The sequence below is a fragment of the Streptomyces sp. NBC_01439 genome (assembly GCF_036227605.1).
Classification (GTDB): Bacteria; Actinomycetota; Actinomycetes; order Streptomycetales; family Streptomycetaceae; genus Streptomyces.
Genome location: NZ_CP109487.1, coordinates 9377295 through 9401072, shown reverse-complemented (window position 1 = coordinate 9401072; position 23778 = coordinate 9377295). Strand labels below are relative to the sequence as shown.

29 protein-coding genes and 4 pseudogenes are annotated in these 23778 nt (G+C 70.3%); 17 read left to right on the top strand and 16 right to left on the bottom strand.

The genetic code is table 11. The annotated features are described in order from the left end of the window. Positions 1-118 precede the first annotated feature (118 nt). Both OG207_RS43005 and OG207_RS43000 read right to left on the bottom strand, forming a co-directional pair. Entirely contained in the window at positions 119-508 is a 390-nt protein-coding gene (locus OG207_RS43005; protein ID WP_329107107.1) for a hypothetical protein, read from the bottom strand. A 188-nt stretch (positions 509-696) separates the two neighbouring features. Continuing rightward, positions 697-1788 carry a carboxylate-amine ligase gene (locus tag OG207_RS43000; RefSeq protein WP_329107104.1) on the bottom strand — a complete coding sequence of 364 codons (1092 nt, stop codon included), beginning with the start codon at positions 1786-1788 and terminating at the stop codon, positions 697-699. Between the two features lie 274 nt (positions 1789-2062). Here OG207_RS43000 and OG207_RS42995 point away from each other — a divergent pair, with 274 nt between their 5' ends. Continuing rightward, the gene (locus OG207_RS42995) at positions 2063-3937 is read left to right on the top strand and encodes a SpoIIE family protein phosphatase (protein ID WP_329107103.1); all 1875 of its coding nucleotides are present in this window, start codon (positions 2063-2065) and stop codon (positions 3935-3937) included. Positions 3938-3956: 19 nt separating this feature from the next. Here OG207_RS42995 and OG207_RS42990 read toward each other — a convergent pair. After that, positions 3957-4160: pseudogene (locus OG207_RS42990) on the bottom strand (iron-containing redox enzyme family protein); the annotation flags it as partial. An 85-nt stretch (positions 4161-4245) separates the two neighbouring features. Between OG207_RS42990 and OG207_RS42985 the strand changes: the two are divergent. From OG207_RS42985 to OG207_RS42975, 3 genes and pseudogenes are all read left to right on the top strand, one after another. Next, positions 4246-4518: pseudogene (locus tag OG207_RS42985) on the top strand (phosphorylase family protein); the annotation flags it as partial. A 171-nt stretch (positions 4519-4689) separates the two neighbouring features. After that, positions 4690-5184: a nucleoside deaminase gene (locus tag OG207_RS42980; RefSeq protein WP_329108278.1), complete on the top strand. Its 495-nt coding sequence runs from the start codon at positions 4690-4692 to the stop codon at positions 5182-5184. 523 nt (positions 5185-5707) lie between these two features. After that, a complete protein-coding gene (locus OG207_RS42975; RefSeq protein WP_329107102.1) occupies positions 5708-6121 on the top strand; it encodes a TraR/DksA family transcriptional regulator in 414 nt (137 codons plus the stop codon). A 60-nt stretch (positions 6122-6181) separates the two neighbouring features. Here the strand turns inward: OG207_RS42975 and OG207_RS42970 are convergent, their stop codons facing one another. From OG207_RS42970 to OG207_RS42955, 4 genes are all read right to left on the bottom strand, one after another. Next, complete coding sequence (locus OG207_RS42970; RefSeq protein ID WP_329107100.1) at positions 6182-7228, bottom strand: fatty acid desaturase family protein; 1047 nt, start codon at positions 7226-7228, stop codon at positions 6182-6184. A gap of 637 nt (positions 7229-7865) precedes the next feature. Next, positions 7866-8144, bottom strand: a complete 279-nt coding sequence (locus OG207_RS42965; RefSeq protein ID WP_329107098.1) for a GlsB/YeaQ/YmgE family stress response membrane protein — start codon at positions 8142-8144, stop codon at positions 7866-7868. 453 nt (positions 8145-8597) lie between these two features. Next, on the bottom strand, positions 8598-8738 hold the full coding sequence (locus OG207_RS42960; RefSeq protein WP_329107096.1) for a hypothetical protein: 141 nt from the start codon (positions 8736-8738) through the stop codon (positions 8598-8600). A gap of 140 nt (positions 8739-8878) precedes the next feature. Further along, on the bottom strand, positions 8879-9232 hold the full coding sequence (locus OG207_RS42955; RefSeq protein ID WP_329107094.1) for an STAS domain-containing protein: 354 nt from the start codon (positions 9230-9232) through the stop codon (positions 8879-8881). Positions 9233-9356: 124 nt separating this feature from the next. Here OG207_RS42955 and OG207_RS42950 point away from each other — a divergent pair, with 124 nt between their 5' ends. From OG207_RS42950 to OG207_RS42940, 3 genes are all read left to right on the top strand, one after another. After that, a complete protein-coding gene (locus tag OG207_RS42950) occupies positions 9357-9683 on the top strand; it encodes a helix-turn-helix transcriptional regulator (RefSeq protein ID WP_329107092.1) in 327 nt (108 codons plus the stop codon). Between the two features lie 128 nt (positions 9684-9811). After that, positions 9812-10099 (top strand): hypothetical protein, encoded by a 288-nt coding sequence (locus OG207_RS42945; RefSeq protein WP_329107090.1) that lies wholly within the window; start codon positions 9812-9814, stop codon positions 10097-10099. Positions 10100-10725: 626 nt separating this feature from the next. Beyond that, positions 10726-11265 (top strand): DoxX family membrane protein, encoded by a 540-nt coding sequence (locus tag OG207_RS42940; protein WP_329107088.1) that lies wholly within the window; start codon positions 10726-10728, stop codon positions 11263-11265. A 338-nt stretch (positions 11266-11603) separates the two neighbouring features. On the opposite strand, the gene OG207_RS42935 is transcribed toward OG207_RS42940, so the two are convergent. The 4 genes and pseudogenes from OG207_RS42935 to OG207_RS42920 all read right to left on the bottom strand — a co-directional run. Continuing rightward, positions 11604-11846 carry a DUF6479 family protein gene (locus OG207_RS42935; protein ID WP_329107086.1) on the bottom strand — a complete coding sequence of 81 codons (243 nt, stop codon included), beginning with the start codon at positions 11844-11846 and terminating at the stop codon, positions 11604-11606. Between the two features lie 453 nt (positions 11847-12299). Further along, positions 12300-12986 (bottom strand): HemK2/MTQ2 family protein methyltransferase, encoded by a 687-nt coding sequence (locus OG207_RS42930; RefSeq protein WP_329107084.1) that lies wholly within the window; start codon positions 12984-12986, stop codon positions 12300-12302. Between the two features lie 399 nt (positions 12987-13385). Next, a pseudogene (locus OG207_RS42925) lies at positions 13386-13624 on the bottom strand (DUF2267 domain-containing protein); the annotation flags it as partial. A 157-nt stretch (positions 13625-13781) separates the two neighbouring features. After that, positions 13782-13853: pseudogene (locus tag OG207_RS42920) on the bottom strand (Hsp20/alpha crystallin family protein); the annotation flags it as partial. Between the two features lie 142 nt (positions 13854-13995). On the opposite strand from OG207_RS42920, the gene OG207_RS42915 reads away from it, so the two are divergent. Next, positions 13996-14271 (top strand): isoamylase early set domain-containing protein, encoded by a 276-nt coding sequence (locus OG207_RS42915; RefSeq protein WP_329107082.1) that lies wholly within the window; start codon positions 13996-13998, stop codon positions 14269-14271. A 158-nt stretch (positions 14272-14429) separates the two neighbouring features. Then, complete coding sequence (locus tag OG207_RS42910; protein ID WP_329107080.1) at positions 14430-14831, top strand: cofilin family protein; 402 nt, start codon at positions 14430-14432, stop codon at positions 14829-14831. 603 nt (positions 14832-15434) lie between these two features. Here the strand turns inward: OG207_RS42910 and OG207_RS42905 are convergent. The 4 genes from OG207_RS42905 to OG207_RS42890 form a co-directional block, all read right to left on the bottom strand. Continuing rightward, on the bottom strand, positions 15435-15662 hold the full coding sequence (locus OG207_RS42905; protein WP_329107078.1) for a DUF6480 family protein: 228 nt from the start codon (positions 15660-15662) through the stop codon (positions 15435-15437). A 380-nt stretch (positions 15663-16042) separates the two neighbouring features. After that, entirely contained in the window at positions 16043-16399 is a 357-nt protein-coding gene (locus OG207_RS42900; protein ID WP_329107076.1) for a hypothetical protein, read from the bottom strand. Continuing rightward, positions 16396-16860, bottom strand: a complete 465-nt coding sequence (locus OG207_RS42895; RefSeq protein ID WP_329107074.1) for a hypothetical protein — start codon at positions 16858-16860, stop codon at positions 16396-16398. Before OG207_RS42895 ends, OG207_RS42900 begins: the two co-directional genes overlap by 4 nt. A 191-nt stretch (positions 16861-17051) precedes the next feature. Next, positions 17052-17576 (bottom strand): RNA polymerase sigma factor, encoded by a 525-nt coding sequence (locus OG207_RS42890; RefSeq protein WP_329107072.1) that lies wholly within the window; start codon positions 17574-17576, stop codon positions 17052-17054. A 335-nt stretch (positions 17577-17911) separates the two neighbouring features. Here OG207_RS42890 and OG207_RS42885 point away from each other — a divergent pair, with 335 nt between their 5' ends. The 5 genes from OG207_RS42885 to OG207_RS42865 all read left to right on the top strand — a co-directional run bounded on the left by OG207_RS42885 (position 17912) and on the right by OG207_RS42865 (position 20850). Then, complete coding sequence (locus OG207_RS42885) at positions 17912-18340, top strand: Asp23/Gls24 family envelope stress response protein (RefSeq protein WP_329108276.1); 429 nt, start codon at positions 17912-17914, stop codon at positions 18338-18340. Between the two features lie 65 nt (positions 18341-18405). Then, the gene (locus tag OG207_RS42880) at positions 18406-18585 is read left to right on the top strand and encodes a hypothetical protein (protein ID WP_329107070.1); all 180 of its coding nucleotides are present in this window, start codon (positions 18406-18408) and stop codon (positions 18583-18585) included. A gap of 470 nt (positions 18586-19055) precedes the next feature. Then, positions 19056-19652, top strand: a complete 597-nt coding sequence (locus OG207_RS42875) for a DUF6286 domain-containing protein (protein WP_329107068.1) — start codon at positions 19056-19058, stop codon at positions 19650-19652. Positions 19653-19692: 40 nt separating this feature from the next. Continuing rightward, entirely contained in the window at positions 19693-20280 is a 588-nt protein-coding gene (locus OG207_RS42870; RefSeq protein WP_329107066.1) for an alkaline shock response membrane anchor protein AmaP, read from the top strand. 339 nt (positions 20281-20619) lie between these two features. Further along, positions 20620-20850 carry a hypothetical protein gene (locus OG207_RS42865; RefSeq protein WP_329107064.1) on the top strand — a complete coding sequence of 77 codons (231 nt, stop codon included), beginning with the start codon at positions 20620-20622 and terminating at the stop codon, positions 20848-20850. A gap of 293 nt (positions 20851-21143) precedes the next feature. Here the strand turns inward: OG207_RS42865 and OG207_RS42860 are convergent, their stop codons facing one another. Next, entirely contained in the window at positions 21144-21368 is a 225-nt protein-coding gene (locus OG207_RS42860) for a hypothetical protein (RefSeq protein ID WP_329107061.1), read from the bottom strand. A gap of 658 nt (positions 21369-22026) precedes the next feature. Between OG207_RS42860 and OG207_RS42855 the strand changes: the two genes are divergently transcribed. From OG207_RS42855 to OG207_RS42845, 3 genes are all read left to right on the top strand, one after another. Then, positions 22027-22332, top strand: a complete 306-nt coding sequence (locus OG207_RS42855; RefSeq protein ID WP_329107059.1) for a hypothetical protein — start codon at positions 22027-22029, stop codon at positions 22330-22332. 283 nt (positions 22333-22615) lie between these two features. Further along, complete coding sequence (locus OG207_RS42850; RefSeq protein WP_329107057.1) at positions 22616-22813, top strand: hypothetical protein; 198 nt, start codon at positions 22616-22618, stop codon at positions 22811-22813. 379 nt (positions 22814-23192) lie between these two features. Then, complete coding sequence (locus tag OG207_RS42845) at positions 23193-23588, top strand: ATP-binding protein (protein ID WP_329107055.1); 396 nt, start codon at positions 23193-23195, stop codon at positions 23586-23588. Positions 23589-23778 lie beyond the last annotated feature (190 nt).

Genomic DNA, 23778 nt, shown 5'->3' with positions numbered 1-23778 from the left:
GCGGGCACGTCACTCGGTGTCGCCACAGGCACTCATACTCAGACGCGCCGAGGGGCCGGGGCGCGGCACTGGCCTCCGCCTCTCGGTGGCTCTTTCGTTCGGCCGTGTCCCGGCCCTGCTACCCGCGCCCGCGCTTGCCATGCGGGTCCTGGGGATCCACGCCCGTGGATGCGGAAGCGTCCTTCGTTCCGCTGGGACGCTGCGACCGACCCCGGGGGCCCAGGTCCTGCATGCCCTTCGCCCCGGAGCCCTTGCTCTGGTCCTCCCCGCGCGCCCCCCTGCTCTTCACCGGTTTGCCGTGGGGGTTGCCGGCCTCTTCCTTGGAAACCGTACGACCGGGACCCTTGTCCGGGGCGTACTCGTCCGGGTGGAAGGAACGATGGGCACTCGGGTTCTCCTGCTGACGGGTCTCGTCCACGTCCGGCGACCAGCCGTGCTGCTTGGTGCCCTCGTGGCGACTCGGACCCTTGCCGTGGGCGGGCTGGGACGGCTTCGGCTGCTTCGTCATTGGCCTGGCCTGCTGTCTGAATGGGAGAGGCGCGCGCATCGGTTCCAGCGCGTCTACCGTTGGTCTTCTCATCGTCCCACCGTCCACCGAAGCGGTCGCGTCGACTCCGCACACGGCCCAGGCAGCGGAAACCTGGCCACGTACCAGACCCATGGCTGATCGGCCCCCGCTCGGCACGACGGACCAGGTCAGGAGGCAGCTGTCGTGCGCGCCAGCTCGCTCACCACGTCGGTCAGGCGCCCTCTTCGAAGGTGCGCGGCGCGCTGCCGGGCGGCCCCGCCGCCGGAGCGCCACACCCGGTCGAACAGCTCCTCCGCGAGGTCCAGGTCTCCGGCCGCAGCCAGCCCGGGCGCCGCGCGTGCCAGCAGCCGCTCCGCCAGTATCAGGGCCGGTACGTACTCTCCCCGGGCGGGATCGAGGCCCTCGCCGATCAGCCCGCGACGGGCTGCGAGAGCGTGGGCAGCGTGGAGACGTGGGTCTCGAAGGTCCGGGGGTGGCTGTCCGTTGCCGATGTCGGGCATGAGTGAGGTGGCCAGGCCTCGTACCAGGGCGGTGAGCAGTACGACCACGTCAAGGTCTGCGTTCACGTCGCAGACGCGGATCTCCAGTGTCGGTACGTGCTCGGACGGCCGGGCGTGCCAGTAGATCATCCGGCGGTCCAGCAGGGTGCCGCTGCGGACCAGGTGGTCGGCGAGGCGTTCATAGCCGGCCTCGTCGAGCAGTGGCGCGGGACCGACGCCCGGCCACCGTGCGTACTCGACCGAGCGGTGACTCGCCCAGCCGCTGTCCCGCCCCAGGGAGAAGGGTGAGTTGGCGGCTACCGCCTGGAGCGTCGGCAGCCAGGGCCGCATGTGGTTGGCCAGTGCGAGGGCCTGGGCGTGTCCGGTCACTCCGACGTGGATGTGGCAGCCACACACCATACCGTCGTACCCGCCCGCCAGAGCGGGCCACCGAGCGGCCATCCGCTCGTAACGCTCCCCCGGGGTCACAGTCAGCGGACGCCCCGGCGGGACGGCGGGAGTACCGGTGGCGACGAGCAGGCATTCCTCGCCGGCCGCCGCCTCCCCCATCACCTTCCGCAGCCGCGCCAGTTCGGCCCGCAGCGCGGACAGACTCGGCGTGGGACGGGTACAGACCTCGACCTGTGCGCCGAAGAACTCCGTCTGCGCCTGCTCGCCCAGGACCGGGACCGCGGCTTCCAGGACACGAGGGCCCCGCGCCACGGGCATGCCCGTACGCCGGTCCACGAGCAGGAACTCCTCCTCGACGCCCACCGTCATCCGATGGGCTCCACGCGGTAGCAAGGCCTTCGACTGTTCGATGCCGCGTACCGGGACGACCACCATGGCACACATATGGAACCCTTCGTCGAACGGGCCGGAGTAGGCCGCAGTCGGCTCACCTGCACTGCCTCGCGTCTACCCGTTCGATCGGCCGCCAGTCGGTCCAGGAGCGCCTTCCCCGCACCCGACAGCACGTCAATTGCGCGACCGGAAACCCCGGCTGTTCTACGATGCCGTTGAGGGCCTCGGGGCGAGCAGGACCGGAGGTCAGATGCCGGAGCAGAGCCGGGAATCCGAAGCAGACCCGATCAGCGGCACCCAGCCGCAGGCGTTGCGATGGGCCGGCCTTTCGGCTGCCTCAGATAACGAGATGGATCGGTTCGCCCGGCTTGTATCACGGGTGCTCAACGTGCCCGTGGCCTTCGTTTCGCTGCTTGAGGAGACGCAGCAGATCCTGCCCGGACTGTTCGGTCTGCCGGAGCCCTGGGCGGGGCGCAGGGCATTGCCCCTGTCGCACTCGCTCTGCCGGTACGTGGTCGCCTCCGGGCAGCCCCTCGTCGTACCCGATGCCCGCGCCGACGACCGTCTCCGCACCAACCCGGCCATCGAAGATCTCGCGATCGTGGCGTATGCCGGGGTGCCCCTGACCGACGGGGACGGGCTCGTCCTGGGCTCCCTGTGCGCCATCGACCACGAGCCCCGTACCTGGCATGAGGGCGAGCTCTGCGACCTGGAGGATCTGGCCGCGGCCTGCTCCGCCGAGCTGTGCCTGCGCATCCTGTCGGCGCAGAGCCGGTCCGCACAGGACGTACTGGAGACCGCACGGGCCGCCGCCGACCGCGCCCGAAACGACGCGCAGCGCCTGGAACAGGAAGCCCAGGCCGGCATGGACCACGCCGAGCTACTGCTGAGGGCTTCGGAGGAACTGGCGCAGACGTCCGGGCTGGAGGACGTACGACGACGGCTGCGGGACCTGTTCGTCGGCGTCGGCAAGCCCACCCACGTGGGACTGCTGGTCGCCGGCGAAGACGAACTGCACCGGATCCCCGACCCCGACATCGCTCACGCAGTGGAACGCGAGGTCCTCACCCTGCCTGCCGATGCGGCGTTCCCGAGTACCCAGGCCATGCGTGAGCGGCGCACGGTGTTCGTTCCCGACCGGGAGGCAATGGTCGCCGACTACAGCCCCGAGGCGGTCGGGTTCTTCGACCGCATGGGGTTCGCCACGGTGCTGTGCCTGCCCCTCTGGGGAAGCCGCGTCCTGTTGGGTGTCCTCGCGATCTGCTGGGCCAAGCGGCACGAGGTGGGCGTCACGGAGCGGGCCACGCTCACCGCCGCGTCCGGCTACATCGCGCAGGCGGTGGAGCGCGCCCTGTACCTGGACGAGCGGATCTCCGTCGCCCGGGAGCTCCAGGCCGCCATGCTCACCGACCTCCCCCTCACCGACCATGTCGAGATCAGCGCCCTGTACCGGCCGGCCGCCGACGACCACATGATCGGCGGGGACTGGTATGACGCCTACCACCTGCCGCCCGCCTCACCAGGCGGCGAGACCCGGGCCCTCATGGTGACGGTGGGTGACATCACCGGCCACGACATGCACGCTGCCACGATCATGGGCCAGATCCGCAGCATGCTGCGGCAGGCCACCCTCGACCACCCGCCGCACAGCCCGGCCACGGCGCTGACCGCCCTCGACGCGGCGTGCTCGGTCCTGCCCATCGAGGCCGGCGGCACGCTGGTCCACGCACGCCTCGATCCTGCCGACGACAGCCCCGATTGGATGCTGACCTGGTCCAACGCCGGCCACCAGCCGCCCCTGATCCGCACTCCCGACGGGCATGTGACCCAACTGGTGGAGCACGACATACTGTTTCACCGGTCGCTCGGTCCTTTCGACCGCACGGAGCACCAACGCCGGCTCTTGCCAGGCTCGACGCTCCTGCTCTACACCGACGGGCTCGTCGAGCGCCGCCGTCACGATATGCACGCCGCCGTCGCTCAACTCGTCGCCCTGCTCGCCCGCCACGGGGACCGCCCACTGGACGAACTGCTCCACCGGATCAGCAACCGGCTGGCGGACCCGTCGCCTGAGGACGACGTCGTCCTTCTTGCCGTGCGTACCCCCGTCATCGCGCAGCGATAACGGTGTGGAAACCTCTTCAGAGAGACTTCAGGTTCACGGTCGCGAGCAGCAGCGCCCACGAGTGGCCCAGGTAGCGGCCGTACGTGGGGTCCAGCCGGAGGTCGGTCATGAGGTCGGCGAAGAGCTGTGCATGGATGCGGTCGGCGCGGCCGGCGCCGAACCCGTCGTACTCGATGGCCACCATCGCGGCCTTCGCGCGGCCGGTGAGGCGGGGGACGTCCCAGACCACTGAGCCTGACCGCGAGATCCAGCACCGGCTGCTCCCGGCGTCACTGGCATGCGAGGCGGCGCAGTTCGCGGTAGCGAGCGAGGGCGTATACGCGCAGTGGCGCGGCCCGCAGGTACGAGACCCCGGCCGAAATCCGCATGCCGCGCACCCTCGGCGCGGATCTGGTCGGCATGTCCACCACTTTGGAGGCGATGGCCGCCCGCGCGGCCGGCGCCGAGGTACTCGGACTTCTCTGGTGACCAATCTGGCCGCCGGAATGAGCGCCGGGCCCCTGGACCACGCAGAGGTCCTGCGGGCCGGCCGCGACTCGGCCTCGCGCATGGGCGAGCTCCTGACCCAGCTGCTCACAAAATATGACACGGGACCTACCCCATCGCGCCCGGCGGAACGGGGTAACCGGACAGTAGGCGGCCCGGTGGGAGCCGTCGCCTGGACGACAGCTCCCACCAGGCGTCCGAACCGGTCGCCGGCCCGCGCCAGCCCCGCCGTCCAGCTTCACCCCGTCCCCCATGAGGAGCGCGTCATGCGAGCAGCTTCGAACATGCCGACCGATCAAGCCCGGACTCACCTCCTCGCGGCCATCGACCTTGCGGCCAGCGCCCGCCAGCACGGCAACCATCCGTTCGGCGCGCTGCTCACCGACGCGGCCGGGAACGTCCTGCTCACCGCCGAGAACACCGTGATCACGGAGCATGATGCCACCGGGCACGCAGAGACGAACCTGGTCCGGGAGGCGTCGCGCACGATGACGCCGGACCAGCTCGCCGAGGCCACGCTCTACTCCAGCACCGAGCCGTGCGCGATGTGCTCGGGCGCGATCTACTGGAGCGGCATCCAGCGGGTCGTCTACGCGCTCGCGGCCACCGAGCTGAATGTCCTCGCCGGAGTGAACCCCGAAGAGCCACTGCTCGATCTCCCGTGCCGCCAGATCTTCGCGGCCGGCGGGAACACCGTCGAGGTATCGGGGCCGTACCTCTGCAAAGAGGCTGCCGCAGTACACCTCGGCTACTGGGGATAAACACGCCAGGTGGCGCCCCGTCAACTCCGAGGCCGCTTCCCGGACACGATCGGGTGGACCGAAACCGCCATCGAGTGCCCCAACAGAATGGGATTGAGCCCATCAGTTACTCAGGTGCGGAGGCCCCCACCACGGTGGAGGCCTCCTCGGGCTCCGCCCGCACCGCCCTGCACACAAAACCACCGGCAATCAAAGCGCGGCCGTGCCGTCTGCCCGGCGGCTGATGGTCGCCATCCGGTAGGTGCCCCTCGGCCACCACGGGGATCGGCGCCCTCGCGGGATTGCTTGATCCGCACGTCGGCACCGTCGCAACCATCATGTGCCTGATCGTGGTGTTCATGCTCGGTCAATGCGGGCACCACAGGCGCCGACACGGCCGCACCCCGAAACCGCACCTGGGCGGTCGTCTCCTCCTTGCCGGTCAAGTGGTGTGCATTCTTTGAACTCGACCTTGGCCTGCTCTGCCTTCGCCGCGGTGTTCGACCGGGGGAATCGGGGACCGCGGACCGGCGTTGTGGCACTCATGGGCGATCCATTCCAGTCCGGCCATGACGAGCACGGCCGGGCCACCTTCACGACCGCTCGCGCACGTCTCGCGGCCGACCGCGCTGACACCCTGGCCAGGACGGCCGCGCTGGGTCGCGACTTCGATGGAATCGTCGCTGCGAACGCCTTGGTCGCGGTCGACGACGAGCACGACCCCGAGGGGGCCAGCACCGCCTTCGAGCGGGCCCACGTGGCCGCGCTGATGGCCCGTGCGCGCGAGCACCTGGAAGAACTGGACCTGGCGGTGGAACGGCTCGAGCGGGGCGAGTACGGGCAGTGCGAAGACTGCGGCGGGGCGATTCCGCCCGAGCGCCTGGAGATCCGTCCGGCGGCAACCACCTGTGTCCGCTGCGCCCGGTCCGTCCCGCGCCGGCCGCCGCGCCCCGACTGAGGCGGCCGGCGTCCCGCGTCCCGTCGGTCGGCCTCCCGCGTGCCGCCGGTGGTCGTGGCGTCAGGTGGCCTGCGGCGTTCTGAGGGGGGATCCCGCCGCGTGGAGGCTGGCGAGGGTCTGCCGGTAGGAGTTGACCAGGCTGGTCTCCAGGTAGCTGACCCCGAGCTCCTGGCAGTACCCGCGGACGATGGTCTGGGCCCTGCGCAGGTGCGGGCTGGGCATGCTCGGGAAGAGGTGGTGCTCGATCTGGTAGTTGAGACCGCCCATGACGATGTCGGTGAACCGGCCCCCTCGCACGTCACGGGAGGTCAGGACCTGGCGCCTCAGGAAGTCGGGCCGCTCGGCGCCGCGCAGGATCGGCATGCCCTTGTGGTTCGGAGCGAAGATCGATCCCAGATAGATGCCGAAAAGGCACTGGTGGACGAGAAGAAAGACGATCGCCTTGCCGGGCGGCAGCACCAGGAACAACGCGCCGAGGTAGACGGCGAGGTGCGCGGCGAGCAGGGCCCCCTCCCACACGCGGTGCTTGAGCGAGCGGTCGAACAGCGACCGCACCCCGGACACGTGCAGGTTGAACCCCTCCAGCGTGAGCAGCGGGAAGAAGAGGAACGCCTGCGAACGGCCGAGCAGCCGCGGCAGTCCCCTGGCCGCGCGGGCCTGGTCCTGCGTCCAGACGAGGATGTCCAGGTCGAGGTCGGGATCGAGGTCCTCGTGGTTGGGGTTGGCGTGGTGGCGGGTGTGCTTGTCCTGCCACCAGCCGTACCCCATGCCGATGCCGAGGTTGCCGGCGAGGCGCCCGGACACCTCGCTGGCCTTGCGCAGCCTGAAGACCTGCCGGTGGGCGAGGTCGTGCGCGAGCAGGGCCACCTGCCCGAACACGAAGGCGAGGAAGGCGGCCGCCGGTAGCGTCCACCAGCTGTCGCCGATCAGGACGAAGGCCGTCCATCCGGCGGCGTACAAGGCCGTCACGGCAGCCATGCGCAATGCGTAGTACCCGGGGCGCCGCGCCATGAGCCCGGCCTCCTGGACCTTCCGGGAAAGACAGGCGAAGTCGCTTCCCGAATCCGCCCGTACGGGAGGGGGCCGCACCGTCTGGGAGAAGTTCATGATCAGAAATCACTTTCCAATGGCCGTGAGACGGCGGAACGACGGGCACGGGCGGAACGCCCTGCCCGGGACGACACCCAGCCTGCAGGTGGCACTCCCCGTACTGCGCATACCCGGGATAGCGGAATTGACGTACGCCTCGGCCCGCCCGCCCCGCTACCGGCTCCGCCTGTGGCGCTTGCCGACAATCGCCGCCAGCGCTCATCGGCTGGGCACGTGCATGTCCCGCCGCAATGGATTCGACCGCGGAATGCCAGAACCTGCGGCCTCCTCCACCTGCTCCAGCACCTCCGGTGTCGCCTCTGAGGAGAAGAGGCTGCAGGACCGCGATCGTGGGCGCTCGCGGTCGCTGTTCCCTCCCCTCGACACCGTGCAAGGGCTCAGGGCCCGCGTCGAGGCACCGATACTGCGTAGCGACGGTCCGGCGGAGAGCCATGCGTTGCCGGGTTGGGAGGCTGCCGGATCTGCGTGCTCGGGCACGCTGGGGCGGCCCATGAGTACGGCGGCCCGTTGTCGATCCCTCGGGCCAGCGCGCCCGCCGCGTGGTGGCCACGCCGCAGCCCGGTGTGCGGGTGTGGACAGCGGAACGGCTCCGCCCTCGGGGAGGAGGGGGAGCCGTCCATCGGGGGCCGGTCGCTCAGGCGTGGCGGTGGTGGCGCCGGTTGCCGGTCACCAGTCGGTAGACGGCGAGGAGGATGACGGAACCGATGATCGCGGCGATCCAGGTGGAGAGGTCGAAGAAGCCGTCGATGGAGTCGACACCGAAGATGACCTTGCCGAGCCAGCCGCCGAGGAGGCCGCCCGCGATGCCGATGAGCATCGTGATGATGACGCCGCCCGGGTCCTTGCCCGGCATCAGCGCCTTCGCCATGAAGCCCGCGAGAAGCCCGATCAAGATCCAAGCAATGATGCCCATGCGCTTCTCCTAAGTCGGTGAACGGAGCCGGTGATGACGCTCGTCTTGACCGCTTCGAGGTTTCCAAACGTCCGGACCTGATGCTCGCTTGAGGCAGGATCGGGCTCTGGCTGCTCGGCGTGTTCCAACAGGGCATCCAGATCCTCTACGGAGAGGCGCTCATCGGTTTCGGCCTGGGCACGCATGGTTCGCCACGAGGCTGCCTTGCCCTGAATTCCCAAGAGCATTGGCTCCGCTTCCAGAAGGTCGCTGAGCTGCGTACCGGCCTTCCGGTGTATCCCTTCCTTGCCGGCCCGCTCCACACGGGCCGGGTCGGCAGGCGGGCGGCGCCGGGGCCTGTCCGGGACGGGACTCCCGGCGGGCGGCCGTGCTCGTCCACGACCGCTCCCTCATCGGGAAGCAGCTTCGGGCGCGGGTCGCGCTTCTTGGCGTTCATGATCGACCGTCTCTCCGTCAGGGGCGGGCCGGGACGGGTTTGCCGCGGGAGGCGTCGAGTACCGCGGCGGCCAGGGCGGCTTCGGGCAGGCCGGCTCCCGCGGCCGCGGCGGAGAGGATGCGCTCGGCCTCGCGGGCCGTGGCCGGGGTCGCCGCCATCAGCGTGCCCACAGCCCACTGGACTGCCCGATCGGACGGCACGGGTATTGCGGGGGTCCCGGGAATACGGTGGGCGCCGGGGCCCCGCGCGAGGGGGGCGGGAGCGGTCATGGGGATCACCTGCTTTCGAGGGCGTGCGATCAGGTGAGGAGGGAGCGGGTGTCGGTGAGGTTCAGGAGCCGCCCGACCCGGCGACCTTCCGCCGTGATGTGCAGGCTGCGTCCGGCCTGCACCGCCGCGTGGCGGGCGGTCAGGAGGGTGTTGAGGCCGGCGCAGTCGCAGAAGGTCACCCGCTCCAGCTCCACGAGGAGGGTGGCACGGTGGGAGGAGAGGGCGGCCAGGAGGGCCTCGCGGAGAAACGTGGCGCTGTCGAAGTCGATCTCGCCGCTCACCACGACCTGGACCGTCCCTGGCAGCGGACCGGGGGCCACCCGGACCTCCAGGCCAACTGCTCCCGGGATGTCGGGGCGCTCGTCCTGCACGGTCCCGTTCATGCTGCCTCCCCACACGTGCTGGGGCTGTTTCCGCTTCCACCAGCATCGTCGGCGCCCATCCGATATACGTCAAGAAATACACGAAAAACAGGACGCATATCTAGAATGGGCGCATGCTGGAGGCGTGCGCCACGAAGGACTTACCGGCGGGTCGTGGACGTTCCTGACCAGCCACGCCCGCGTTCTGCTCGCTCTCGCCCGCAACCCCGAAGTACGACTGCGGGAGGTCGCCGAGACCTGCGTGCTCACCGAGCGGACCGTCCAGGCGATCGTCGCGGACCTGGAGCAGGAGGGATACCTCACCCGGGTACGCAACGGACGACGCAACCACTACCGCATCAGCCCCGGCGCACAGTTCCGCCACCCCGCCGAAGCGGGCCGCGACATCGAGGGGCTCCTCGCCCTCTTCGCCGACGACCCGCCCGCGACCCGGACGCCACGGCGGAGCTGACCGACACCACAGCGGTCCGAACGGCACCGGCCACGGATGCAGCGGGAGCGTTCCGGACTCGCCGCCGTACCGCCCACCGGCGCCGGGAAGCCGCCGGGGCCACCCCCAACAATGCGCCGTGCGTCACCATGTGCGAGGGCAGGCAGTATCAGCCATATGCCCGGGCGCCGGGAGTCGCCGATGCGGGCCGGGAGCAGACTGCCTCGCTCGAAACTGAGTGCCGCGCGGACGGGCCCGAGCTGGAGCAGCTCGCTGAGCGCGCACTCAGCGGTGAGATCCCTGCGGGGCAGGACCCCGTTCCGGACGGCTTCAGCTACGTCATCCGCGTCGACAGCAAGCTGGTGGAGTTACAGGATCCGTACCTCACCGAGGACCAGCGGCAGCTGATCGACACCATTCTGGCCGCTGCAGCCTGACCATCCGCCCGAGAGAGCGTTCAGCGACCTCTCACGCAGCCACCGGCCCCTGCCGGACCCGTCAGGTCTGGCAGGGGCTTCCCACTCACCCCGCCCTGTGCCCCCACGCTGGGACGCGAGCGCTCGAACCTTGCCGCCCTGCCCGTCACCACCACGCCCTTCCTCGCGAGACCGCCCTCCCCACCGGCGCCTGTACCCCTGGCCGGGGCGGCAGCCTGCCGCTGGGCGGCGGCCCGGCCTCGGCCGCGGCCGGGAGCCCGCCGGACAGCGACGGGCGCAATGTGGCCGGACAGATGGCCGGCAACCGCGCCAACGGCTGCAGAAGCTGGGCATGGTACGGAGTCTGGCGGACGAATACGGTCCCCGGTCTCCGCACCTCTGCACCGATTGGCCATGCGGGCACCGCCTGATCAGCGGATCAGCGGATCGGCGGGAGGGTTCTGTCCGCGTGGGCCGCATGGACGAGGTCCGTGGTGCGCGGGTGGATGCCGCACGGGAGGACCGGCTTCAACGGGTCGGCGCCGTTCTTCACCGGGACCGTGCTCCCGGAGCGGTAACCAACAGGCTGACAGCCACCAGGCTGATGCGGAGGGGGTGGACGTGCCGGGTTTGGGCAGCAGGAAGACATGACTGTCCTACGAAAGCTCGCTCGCCCCATGCTCGCCGCCCCCCTCGTCACCGGCGGGCTACGCACCCTGCGCCGCCCCGAGGCCGCCGCCGAAGCCACCCGACCCGTCGTCCGGGCGGTCGGGAAGCGGATCCCCGCCCTCGCCGGGGATCCGCTCCAGCTGGTACGCGTCACCGGCGCGATCCAGACCACTGCGGGTCTGCTGTTCGCGACGGGGCGTGCGCCACGCCTGGCCGCGCTCACGCTCGCTGCCACGCTGGTACCGACTTCCCTCACCACTCATGCCTTCTGGACGGTGGAGGATCCGGAGGAGCGCGCCCGGCAGCGCGCTCTTTTCCTGACCGACCTCTCCGCACTGGGAGGGCTCCTCATCGCCGCCGCAGACACCCATGGCAAACCCTCGCTCGCCTACCGCTCCCGGCACGCACTCGACCACCGGCACCCCGTCAAGGCCGTCCGCCGCCCGGTCGAAGCGGCCGCCGCAAGTACGGCGCACCACGCCAAGGCCATCGCAGCCTCCCTCACCGGCTCCCACTGAGCAAGGCCGAACAGCGCGGTCACTCGAACTCCGACAACCGCGCCGACTGCACGACCCCCTTCGTCGAAATGACCGGTCCGGCAACAGAACTGCACGGAGCGCTCCCAGACCGGTCACCAGCCACCCCCTGCCCCGCCGCACGCCCCTCGTTACGGCAAAGGCTTACACGCCCGCCCCATACTGACGGTCGGCGCGCCTCACCCCGCTGGGCGTACTCGGGTGGCTCATCAGGCGGTCGCGTGACTGGCGGGCGGCAGGCGCACGTTGCACCAGCTCGCTCGCCGGCGCATCGGCCACGTGTCCGCCGAAGGAACCAGCACGCGGCCGATGCGCGGGAGTCACGGGTGGGGATACCGATGCTTCTCCTCTTCGCGTGCATGCTCCTGCGGCGTCTGCCAGGAGTCCTCGCGGCGCTGCATCAGGGGGTTCTGCTCAGCTGGCCGGGGCGGGGCAATGGCGCGGCGCCGCCGCCGGCTGCCGTACCAGAACGCGCCGATCAGCAGGACGACCAGAACCACTCCGGCGGCGATGAGAAAGAGGGACGGCTGTGCTTCTGCAGCGAGGGGTTCGATGGCAGTCATGCCCGGCGTCTACCCGCAATCGGCCGCCCTACCGGCCGCCGTAGGGGTCCATTCCGGTTCGGCCGGACGCCGGGCGACCATGCAACGAGGTGGCCTGCTCGGCGTACGGCTCGCCCTGTCGTCATTCTGGGCTGTCCCGTTTCCCCGGCCCGTCTGGCACCCGCCTCAGCGGGTACACGGCTGCGGGGCGACAGGCGTCGCCCCGGCGGGCCGAGGGCAGCCACCGTCCCGCGCGCCCTCGCCACCGCGCGCTCGGTCGAGTTCGACGCGCTGGTGTTCGCGAGCCTGCCCGGCGCAGGCGCCGACGCCCACCGCGTCCGGGAACGGTTTCCCGCCCCGATGTGACGCACCCGTGCCGCCTCGGCCGCACCCTTCGCAGTCCGGCCGCGGCCGGGACCGCACGATCACGTCATAAGAAGCCCCGGGCTGGGCGGAAGCTCACGTGCTGGTGCCTCAAAGGCGCTGAGCCCGGATCGTCACGAGTTCTTCCTGCTCCTCGGCCTCAGCTGCCAGGCCCCGTGCCTCGAGCCAGGCCCGTCGGGAGCGCAGGACGGGACCCCACGGTACGCAGGCTCTGTCCGCGATGTCCGCGATCAGCCCCCTGCGGGCCAGAAGGGAGAGTGTCTCCTCGGCACCGCACAGGCCGGAGTGCACCATGAGCAGCGCGCCGCCGGGGCGCAGCAGGGAAGGGAGCTGGGCACATATGCGGTCGATGACCGTCCGCCCGTCCGGGCCCGCGTCCCAGGCCCGCTCGGGGCCCCGCGACGGCAGCCGCGTGTCCGGGGCGGGTACGTAGGGCGGGTTTGCGACCACCAGATCGAAGCGTTGCCCTTCGGTGCGTGTCGCGAAGTCGCCGTGCAGAACGCGCAGGGGTAGCCGGTGCAGCCAGGCGTTCATGCGTGCCGTGGCCACGGCCATCGCGGATACGTCGACCGCTGTCACCCTGGCACCGCGGCCGGCCGCGTGCAGGGCGAGAGCACCCGTGCCGGTGCCGATCTCCAGGACGTCCGTCCCGGGCCCGAGCGCCTCACGGGCCAGTGAAGCGGCGAGAAGCCGGGTGTCTGCCTGTGGCCGGTATACCGTCGGCAGCGCGATCAAACCGGGAGGCAGCACGTCCAGGGACAGGGCCGTACTCGGCATCGTCTACCTCCGGGGTCAGCGGGACCGCGCTCCTCAGCCGCGGCATCAGCGCTTTCGCCGACATGCTGCGGCTGCCCCCGCGGACGCGGCTCATTCAGCCTGACGACGATCTCCATCTCGTGCTTGGACGTACCCGGAGCCGGATGCGTTCAGGGCGGCGGTGGGTGCCTCCCGAAGTGTTGCTGACGTCGAGGGCCTCCGTGTGCTGTACGACAGCGGACTCCCCCGCATGAGAAGGCCGCCCGGAGGCGGCCGGCCCGAAATCCTCCGGCGACTCCTCGCGACCTCCGAACGCGGCAGTGGCGGCCCGTCTGTTTACGAAGGCTTCCAGCGGCCATACGAGGGTCTGCAAGGCTTTCCACCGAAGAGGGAATGGTCAGCTGTGTGGTGAGCAGAAGGCCGGGCAGTGACGCCCTCGATCCAGGCCGCGGTCGCGCGGACGAACCGGTCCGGCGAGAGCGGCTCCGCGGCCGGCAACGGGTTCAGAAGGATCAAGGCGCACGTTTCGGGGAGCAGGGCGGCGATCTCGGCCCGCACGGTGCCCACCAGACGGGCGCCCAGCAGAGCCAGGACGACGCAGACAGCGCGATCGGCCCTTCTGTGGTCTCGTACTCGCCGCGCTCCCGGACGTGAGCCAGGAACGATTACCTGCGTACCGGCATCACGTCACCTCCCTGAAGGGGTGAAGCGTCCAACAGGTGCGGAGGGCGGGGTGCCGCAGGGGGATCGGCTCTTCCCGCCTCCGTGCCGACTGATGCGGGCAGGTTCAGCCGGAGAGCTGCTTGCCGTCGGTCGCGCGCCGATGCTGATCTTGCGGGGCTCGGCGCGCCCGGCGAGCGGGATGCGCAGGGTCAGAACACCCGCGTCGGAAAAGGTCGGGCCAGGCCGACGGCTCGCGGCCACCCGGGTGACCTCCACCCACCCCACGGCGCTGTACCACCACACTGCACGCGCATCGGCGCGAGGATGCACGGGCCGGTTCCCCATCCTCGTGGCTGGAGTCTTTTCCGTGCTCGAACGCAAGCGGCTCAAGGGCCGTACGAAGGTCACTTTCATCCTGCCCGAGGACACTCCGGACGGCCCCGTCAGTGTCGTCGGAGACTTCAACCACTGGAACCCCGCCGCCCACCCCCTGGAGCCCCGCGGGGACGGCACCCGCGCCGCAACCGTCGCGCTCCCCGCCCACAGCGCACACTCCTTCCGCTACCTCGCGGCCGGCGACTACTGGTTCGACGACGAACACGCCGACAGCCACGACGGCACCAACAGCCGCCTCCACACCTGAACCGCCCCCGGCCGGCCCGTGCAGCGGCCTTCCCGGCCGCCCGCCCGTCGAACCCGTAGCCACCAGCACCGGGACCTCCTCTCGCTCGGCAGGACACGGTGACAGCACCCTTGCCGCCCTGAATCCCAGGTCCTGACCAACGCCGAGGTGAGACGTCTGTGAGCAGCCCGATCGCCCTTTCGGAAAGCTCTCTTGCTGCCCTGCACCATCTGCGGGAGAAGCGGGAGGTCAACACCGTGACCCTTCGCTACGCGGATGTCCCGGGCGTCCTGGTCGCAGAGATCGAGGGGAACCTGACCCATGACGAGTTGGTACAGGCCCTGCCTGGGGACGAACCGCGGCTGGTCCTCCATGAGCTGTCCTTTGCCAGCACTGAGGGCACGCGAAGGAACGCGCAGCTGCTGATCTTCTGGATGCCGCCGGACGCCAGTGAGCAGGAGGAGGAGTACACGGCCGGGTACAGCGCCCTGAAGGAGTACCTCGCCGATGTCCACGTCCACCTCACCGCCAGACGGACCGACCAGCTCGAGTACCGAAGGCTCGTCGCCCTGGCCGGTTGAGGAACCCGTGCCTCTGGGGCCGGAGGCCCGGCGCACCGGCGGCCGCCACGCGGATTCTGCGCGGCGGCCCCCTGACTTTGCCGGTATCGCAGGGGCGTTTGACCTGTGGCAGATGCTGGTGGGCGGCGTCGGGCCGGTCGATTACATCGCGGGGGTGACCGCCGCCGCCCTGGTCCGCCCGATCCCCGGCGTGAACCCTGACGCTGTGCCCAAGCACGCCCGGATCACCACTGGGCGGGCGGACCGTCCGGCATGCGGCCTGCGAGCTGTTCCAGCAACGCAAGCGGAACCGTCACTGCGCGCAGGGACGGGGCTCGAAGCCCTACTCTGCAAGCCGACAGCCCGGCTCCGCCGCATCGGCTCGTCCGCAGTCGCTCAGGGAGCGTTCGAAGTCCTCGGCCACGTGTTTGGGCACGGCCTTCGCGGGGCGGACCGGCAGCAATCGGCACCATGGGCTGCCAAGTGGGAGGACGTCGCGTGTGGCGCAGGACCTGAGGACGTGATCGTCTCCTTCGCCGCGAGGCGGGTGCACGACCGCGTGCCTGCCCTCGTTTCTCCGCGTGAGACAAGCGCAGCCGGCCGTGCCGGCCCCGTCGGGACCGCTCAGACGTTCAGCATGACGGCGTAGGCAAGGAAGAAGAGGGCGCAGGCCAGGGCCACCAGGCAGATCACCAGGAGGGGACCCTTGCCCCAGCCCCGCGTCAGGGGGCGGTAGGGACCCGCGCCGGAGCCGGTGCTCGACTCGCCTGGCGGAGTCTCGCCCGGCGGTACACCGCCGCCGTACGGTTGGGGTGTGTTCTGCGGGCCTGGGCCTGGAACATGTGCGGACATGTCTGCCTCCTCGCCGCGAAGGCCGGTCCCACCCTTCCGGCAGGTCGGCCGGGGCTGTGCTGCGCCTAGCCGCCGCTTGGCGGCCTACTCTTCGCGGACCGCCCGGTCAGACCTGGATCCGAGGTGGCCTCGGGCACGTCACCCACCGAGAGGGCGCCACCGGGAGGGCGGATTCCGGCGAGGCAGACCCCACCAGTCGCGACCTGGGCGAAACCCTGAAGGGCTGGAACAGGAAGCCGACCAACCGAGCAGGCTCGGCGCGACCCAGCGATGGACGACACCTGTTGTGGTCTCTGCCGTCGAAGGTAGCGATGCCGTCTGCTCGCGAGCGACTGCGGTCACCTGGCCACGGGCCCGCAGAGGCACGCCGTCTCGGGCGATCAGACGGTTCGAGTGACTGTCACCCGGACTGTGACGGGCTCGTTTTCACCGCGGCGAACGAGGTAGCCGGTGATTGCGCTGCGCACAGCTTCGCGTACTTCTCGGGCGACGTCGACGGCGCGGCGGTCAGCGTGCAGGATGCAGCGCACTTCGATGTCCCAACCGGCCGGTGTGTACTCGGATTGGAGCCCGAGTGTCCAGCTGGCGGGGGTACCAGCGGTGGTCGCCGTCTGTTTCGGGAGGAGGGCCGTGACCAGCGTGCTGGCTGGTGAGGGTTGGAGTGCGGCTACCCCTGGAACGCCGAGGGCTGCTGCCGCTGCAGCTTCATGGATGTCTTCGCGGTCGGAGTCGGTCAATGTTCGCTCCCTTCGGGCCGCTCGCCACTCGACATGTGCGAGTGTTCTAGCACGGAGTTGATCGTGAGATCGACGGATGTGACCGCGAGACCGAGGATGTGCTCAGCGGCATAGAGAACGGCCTGTCGTACTTTCTCGGCCCGCTCCCGCAAAGGCTGGTCCAGCGCGGCTGCCATCGTGAGTGCGACGACGTGGACGGCGGGACGATCGGGGGCGGGCGTCAGCCGGCAGCTCGCGGCGCAGGCGCCGGGCACACTGTCGGCGGCTCTGCGCAGTGCTTTCGCCGCAGCGGTCTCGCCGATACGCAGATCGTGATCGGGATCATCCAGCAGGAGCGTGGCCCCGAGCCGTATCTCCGCCCCCACCGCGTCTATGACCCGACCGGTCAGACGGTGGCCGTCAGGCTGTCGCGCAGCGCGCAGGCTGCGCGTGGCCCGGGTCAGAGCTTCCAGCACTGCCACGGCCTCTTGGCAGGGCTGGCAGCTGCTGCTGTGCGGGTCGGCTGAATCGCGGGACTGCCGCCAGGAGCGGCTGAGAGGGTGCCCGCAGGCCAGGAGTTCGGCTGGCATCTGCGTGCCGGAGTCGAGAGGGGTGTCGGTCCTTGCGGCGCTCGCGTTCATGGACGCGTCCGAGCAGGTGAGGTGCGGGTCGTCTAGCGCCATGGGCGCATCGCCTCCATCAGGGTGCCGCGTGCGCGAGAGAGCCTGCCGCGCACTGTCTGCTCGCTGCTGCCGACCACCAAGGCGATTTCCTCGTAGTGCAGACCGTGCAGTTCCCGCAGTACCCAGCATGCGCGCAGCTCCGGGCGCAGTTCCATCAGCGCTTGCGCGAGCGCACCTGCGGCCGCATCCGTCTCGGCCGCGCGGGGCGGGGAACTGCCGGCGTCTGAGGCGGCAGGTTCCGGAACGCTGTCCAGGGGCAGGGGGCGTGGTCGATGGCGCAGGATGTTGAGGCAGCGGTTCGTTACGATCCGGTACATCCAGGTGCCGAACAGAGCGCCGTGGCGGTACTCCGGAAGCCGTCTCCAGGCGCTGAGGAAGGCTTCCTGAACGGCGTCCTCGGCGTCGGCCGGGTTGCCGAGGATGTGCTGGGCGAGAGCGAGCAGGCGGCTGCTGTGGCGACGCACCAGCACGGCGAAGGCGTCTTCATCTCCCTCGGAAGCCCGTACTGCCAGCATGCCGTCGTCCAGGGCGTCGGACGCATCGCGGTCTGCGGCACAGCGTGTGAGGGGCGGAGGCGCCGGCCTCAGCGGCGGGGCTGCGCCGTGCGGGGGCGGGGGTCTGGTCCGGTTGCGCATCCGCCGCTCGCTTTCTGCCGAGGACTCCTATTGCGGCATGCGTACGCACATTTCGATGGTATTCGGTTCACTTCGTCCGAGCCGGGTGAGGAATGTCCGTTCGAGGTGTCTAAAGGGGTGAGGGCGCCATACCGGCGCTTCGCCATCGACACCCAGGGGAGGTCCTCATGTCGGACATCAGCAACCCCAGCGCGGACCAGCCGCGCCCCTCGGGCATGGCTGTGCCGGGCCAGGGCGAGGGCGGTGGGACGGCACCTGAGGCGCGGGGCCGGACGACGATCGCCGACAGCGTCGTCGAGAAGATCGCGGGAATGGCCACCCGCGAGGTGCCGGGTATCCACAGCCTCGGATCCGGAATGGCCCGCAAGGTGGGAGCGGTGACGGACAAGGTCCCGGGTGGCCGTCCCAGCGTGACCCGCGGCGTGAAGGTCGAGGTGGGCGAACGGCAGGCCGCCATCGATCTCGACGTGGTCGTGGAGTACGGCGCGTCCATCGTTGACATCGCTGCCGATGTCCGCACCAGCGTCATCACCGCCGTGGAGCGTATGACCGGCCTCGAGGTCGTCGAGGTGAACCTCACCGTCGACGACGTCCACCTGCCCTACGAAGAGGACGAAGAGGACGGAGAAAGCCGCGTGCAGTGACCCAACGCGGGTCCCGGCGCCTCGCCCGGGCCACGCAAACCGACCCGAAATGCAGGTGAAGGAAGATGAGCGCAGCAACCGTAGGCCTGCTGGCCGGCATGGCTTTGGGATTCGCCGCATTCTTCGGCGGATTCTGGGCCTTCCTGCTCGTGGCTTTCCTGGGCCTCCTGGGCCTGTTGCTCGGCCGCATGGTGCAGGGTGACCTCGTCCTGTCCGACTTCACACGTTCCCGGGACGGGAAGTGACCTCGCAGCCTGCCGCTGCCCCAAAGGGGGCCGCAGCAGCCCCGGCTCTGACGGCGGCCGAACGCGGCGCCACAACGATTCCGGAGAAAGTGCTGGCTCGCATCGCGGCACGCGCTGCCCTCGAAGCGCTGGCCCTCTCCACGGAACGTCGTGCCGGGCACACGAGACTGGCCCCTCCCCACGCCTCTGCCAAAGCGGGCGCCGGCACAGTGCGGGTAGGACTGACCCTGGATCTGCCCTACCCGGCAGACCTCGCCGGTGCCTCACGCCAGATACAGCACTACGTCAGCGAGAGGGTGACCCACTTGACCGGGATGCGCGTCACTGAAGTCACCCTCGCCATCGAGCACCTGGTTCCCCCCGGCGGTCTGGAGCACCGACGCGTGCGATGAGCCGAACCGCTTTCACATCAGGAAGGGAGAGAGATGAAACGGCAGCAAGCTCCCCCGACTGAAACGAAGCAGTCCGCCGTGACCACCGCCCGCACCGGGCGGCAGGACAAGGAGCCAGCGGGGCACCGCTCGCAGCCGAGAACCCCACGCCCGTGGTCCGCCCGTCGGATCCCCTCGGCGCTGACAGCGCTGGTCGTCGGTGCCGCAGCCGCGATCCTCCTGTTCGATGTCGCCGCGGTCCGCGCCGGACAGCAAGCTGCCGCCTGGCGTACGCGCCTGGCCGACGAACTGGCCCAACGTCCCCTGGACGACCCGTGGGTGCAGGCCTGTGCCGCCGCCATCTCCGTCCTCGGCCTGTGCCTGATCGTCCTCGCCGTCACCCCGGGCCTGCGTCACCGACTCCCCCTCAAAACCCCCGACACACAGATACACGCCGTCCTCGACCGCGACGCGGCAGGACTCCTTCTGCGGGACGCCGCCATGCGCGTCCCCGGCGTCAGCGCCGCCAGGATCCGGGTCCGCAGGAACCGCGTCAGGGCCCGCGCGGATGTGCGTTTCCGTGCCCCTGACGACGTCAGGGCCGACCTCGTACTCGCCCTGCAGCAGGAACTCGACCGACTCGCCCTCGCTCACCCCGCTCGGCTTGGCGTTCGTGTACGCCCACGCCGGAAATGAGCCGACGGAGACGGGAACGGATGCCATGAAGAGGAAAGCCGTGATCAACCGAGTCCTGCTGGCGCTGACGGGCATCGTCCTGCTCGGCGCAGGCATCCTGGTCCTGGCGGGCGGATTCAACCTGTACCAGCGCTGGCAGGTGGCTCCTCCCGACGGCTGGCCGCTGACCGACCCGTACGGTGTGCCGCTGGACGACACCGACCGCACCCGTTGGACAGATCAAGACTGGTGGTGGCCTGCGGTCATCGCCGCCTTGGCCCTCATCACCCTGCTCGCCCTGTGGTGGCTCCTGGCGCAACTCCGCCGTACACACCCCGGGAATCTCCCCGTTGGTGCCCCCACCGCCGTGGACGGCGTGGAACTGCGCGAGCACGCCCTCAGCGACGCTCTGGCGGCGGACACCCGCCACCTGACAGGCGTCCACGAGGCTCACGCACGGATGGCCGGCTCCTCCCGCCACCCGGAGGCCCACCTCGACCTCACCCTTGCCCCCGACAGCGACCCCGCCACCGTCCTGGCAGACCTCTGCGACGGACCGCTGGACCAGGCCCGCCAGTCCCTCGGCCGCCCCCTTCCCGCAAGGGCCCGACTCCAGGTGTCCCCCCACAAAGCCCGCCGCGCCAGCTAGGACGTTCCGGTCGCGTCCACGAGTTGCGGATGAGTGCTCTGTCGTCGGCGATCGCCGACCGGATGTTGCACACCCCGATCCGCGGATGCCTGCGCTGGCTCCTCGATGTCGCCGAGCGGGTCGTCGCCCCGGCGACCGCCCCCGGGCGGTCTCGACCGGGGCCCGTGCGACGACCTCCTCATTGCGAGGGCGCAGATCTCCTGGCCTGCACTCAGCCCTTGCCGAAGCGCACCGCGGGGAAGGCGCCCGCTGCTCTGCGGGTTCCGGAGAAGCCGCCGGCCAGTTCGGTGAGGCGTGCGGTGGCGGCCGGGGCCGAGGTGGTCGTACGGGCGGCGTCAGGTGGCCGGTGAACGCCTCGGTATCGCCGCGCAGGGACGCGCCCGCGTGCAGGAGGTTGCCTGCTTCGCCCAGCAGGCCGCGCTCGTACACGGCTGGCTCGTCAGCAGTCCTGACTGCCCGGACGATCTGGTCGATCAAAATCTCACTGCTCTCCACAGCGGCCATTGGCTGAGACGAGTCCGCACATGGGTCGTCTCGGTCGCCGGCTCGTTGCGGATTCGTCTGCTCTGAAGGCATCCGCACAACCAACGAGCCGGGCCGCCAAAGGTCATCTCACCGCCCGGGGGGAGCCGCGAGGGACCGTGGGACATTAACGGAAGGCACGCTGATCTCCGCCGCTGTCTCCGGGCGGACCAATACCACGTCAAGAGCGTCGGGACTGCCCCACGCGGCGCGAGGCGGGCCCCCTCCCAGGGGTGTCCGGGGCCAGGAACACGGCCCTGCCCCCACCAGCTACCAGTTCGACCCGTCGATCCCGTCCGGCTGGCGGGTGAGCGGCTTCCGAGCTGGGGGGCCCGGCTGCTTCAGGTGTCGCTGGTCCACACCTCGGGGCCGCCCCCCTCCCATCGGATCGGCCCGTCCTCGGACAGGTCCACATCCTCCAGCCCGGCCCGGCTCAGGAACTCCGATACGTCCCCGGGTGTGAATGCCCGGCCGAGGTCCGCGTCCACGCCCAGCGCGTGAACGGTGACCTTGCGCCCGCCCTGCGGCGATACGGGATGGATCACGATCTCCGTCTGGTCCGCCATGCATCCAGAGTGGGGCGGGCCGCCCCGTACGGCATCCGGAGCTCACCCCCGTAGCTGCATTCGCGTATCGCGAGAGCGCAGCGGCCTTTGACGTCCTCTCAGAACTGTGGGAGGGGATGGCGTTTGGGGGAGAGCGGCCGGGTTAGACGCGTGGGTACCGGAAGCGAACACCTCGCGGGTGGGGCGCTTCCAGAGCGGGCCCCACCGCATGGCGCCCTTCCCCCTGGCGTCATGCGGCAGGCCCGCCCGCACGACGGGCTGCCGCCCGGATCCGTACGGCACCCGGACACCCCGCATCCCGACCACCTCCCCGGCCGGAGATGCGGGACCGTCCGGCAAGCCCTCGGTGTCGGCGCTCATACCGCCGCCCCCGGGCCGCGGATCCGACGGCAGCAACCCGGCACGCGCACCACGCAGACACCGTTGACGCTCGCACGCCCCAACCGCGCTCAACCGGCAACCGCCGCGGTCGAAGCCGCGCACCATCCCCGGCCCGCATCCCCCCACACGCGGGACCCCGCCCCCACCGGGGCCCTCAAGATCAATGCCGATGAGTTCGGGAGTCACCGGCCGTCGCGGCCATGACTGCCTGCCCACCGCTCCTGCGGGGTGCCATTCCATCACCGGCGCAGCGCTCCGGGGCTGGCGGATCGTGTCCTTGCAGCGTTCAGACCGCAGCGCGCCCGAGTCCGAGCGGGCCCGCTTCGGTCAGATCGAAGAACTGGATCACGGTCGGCGCGTCCACGTGGGCCGGCGCGAAGGAGGCGGGCCCGCGGGTCCGGCAGGCATCGATCCCTGGGCCGGGGAGACGGTCGAGCACATCGTGGGGGCGGCCCGTGACGGTGACGAGACCTGCATCCGCACCCTGCTGGCCGACCTCGCGGCCGTCGCGGACATGGCAGCCCTGCTGTACCTGCGCAAGCGCCGCACCTGGGGTAGTGACGACGGTCACCGACCACGCTGACGTCCCCGGGCGGGATGTCTGCGGGCAGGATGAAGGTGACCTCGGTGTGGTCCTTGCGCAGTGTGCGCTCCAGCATGGCAATCGACTCCTGACGGCGCGGGCGGGTGGGTTGCGCTCATCTTCGGCACCAGCCCTGTGGCCCACATGCCGACGACATCCCCATCCCCCGGACACCACCCCCCCTTGGGTCACAATGTGTAGTCAAAGATGTGCGCACTGCGATGGCTCGTGTCAGCATGGACGCGAGAAATCAGCATCCGCACGCATCAAGGGAGTCGCCGTCATGGGCCGTCAGCAGGACAAGCGCCAGGAGCCGGGCAAGGGCCGCGAGGAGCAGCAGCGCCTGCAGCGACCCGGTCAGGACCCGGCCCACCCCGAGCCCGGCACTCCCTCCCGCGGCGGCCAGCGCCCCGACGAGAACAGGCGGCGCCGCGAGGAAGACCCGCTCCAGGGCGAGCGCGAGCGCGACGAGGGCGTCTGAGCGCAAGCGGTACCCCACGCACGCAGAGCCCCGGCTGGGCCCGTAGTCACCCGGCCGGGGCTCTGTCATGCCGTCGCGCCTGCCCGGGCAGGCGCGCCCCAGGCGTCAGCCATGGCAACCCGGAACCCTGTGTCCTTGCCCGAAGCCAACGGTGGCATCGACCTGCATCGACTGACGGACGATCTACTCCTCAGGCTGCCGCCCACGACCAGCGTGAGCACCCCGAGAGCCCGTCACACCAGCCCTTTGATCTGCGACTTCAAGTTGGCGGAGGGCCACTGCAACGTTCTCCACGGAACCGACCACATGGGGACAGAGCGGGTTTTTCGCCGTAGAGAGGGCAGCCGCTGTGTAGGTCCACCAGCGGAAGGAGGTCTCAATGGGCGCACCCGTCCTCAATCAGCCCGTGCCCCGCACCGGTCAGCCCGCGACAGCCGCACGCGACGCCGCTCGCGCCTTCCTCCACCGCGCCGCCCAGGTCAGACCCCCTGCCCATGCCTCGAACGCCGACAGCGTCCTCCTGGTCGTCACCGAGCTCGTCACCAACGCCCTCCGCTACACCGGGGGACCCTGCGCCCTCCACCTGGAGCTGCACGGAGATCACCTCGAGATCTGTGTCACCGACACCAGCCCCTGCAGGCCCCAGCCCCGGCCGCCCCACACGGACGGAACCGGCGGCTGGGGATGGCTGCTGATCAACAATCTCACCACCCACGTCCACATCGAACCCACCCCCGAGGGCGGCAAAACCATCTACGCCCACTCCCCTTGGTAGGCCCGGGAGGTCGCACACGATCGCGCCGACATCGAGCACGACCAGAAGGGGCCCGAGTTCACTCCGAGACTGCGCGAAGGGTCCCTTGTGACGTGGACCGAGCATTGAGCGCAGGTCGGCGGGGCAGACCGATGCCGGAGGTGGTCGATCTTGCCCAGATGGGTGGATGCGCCGCGAAGGATCCCGTCGG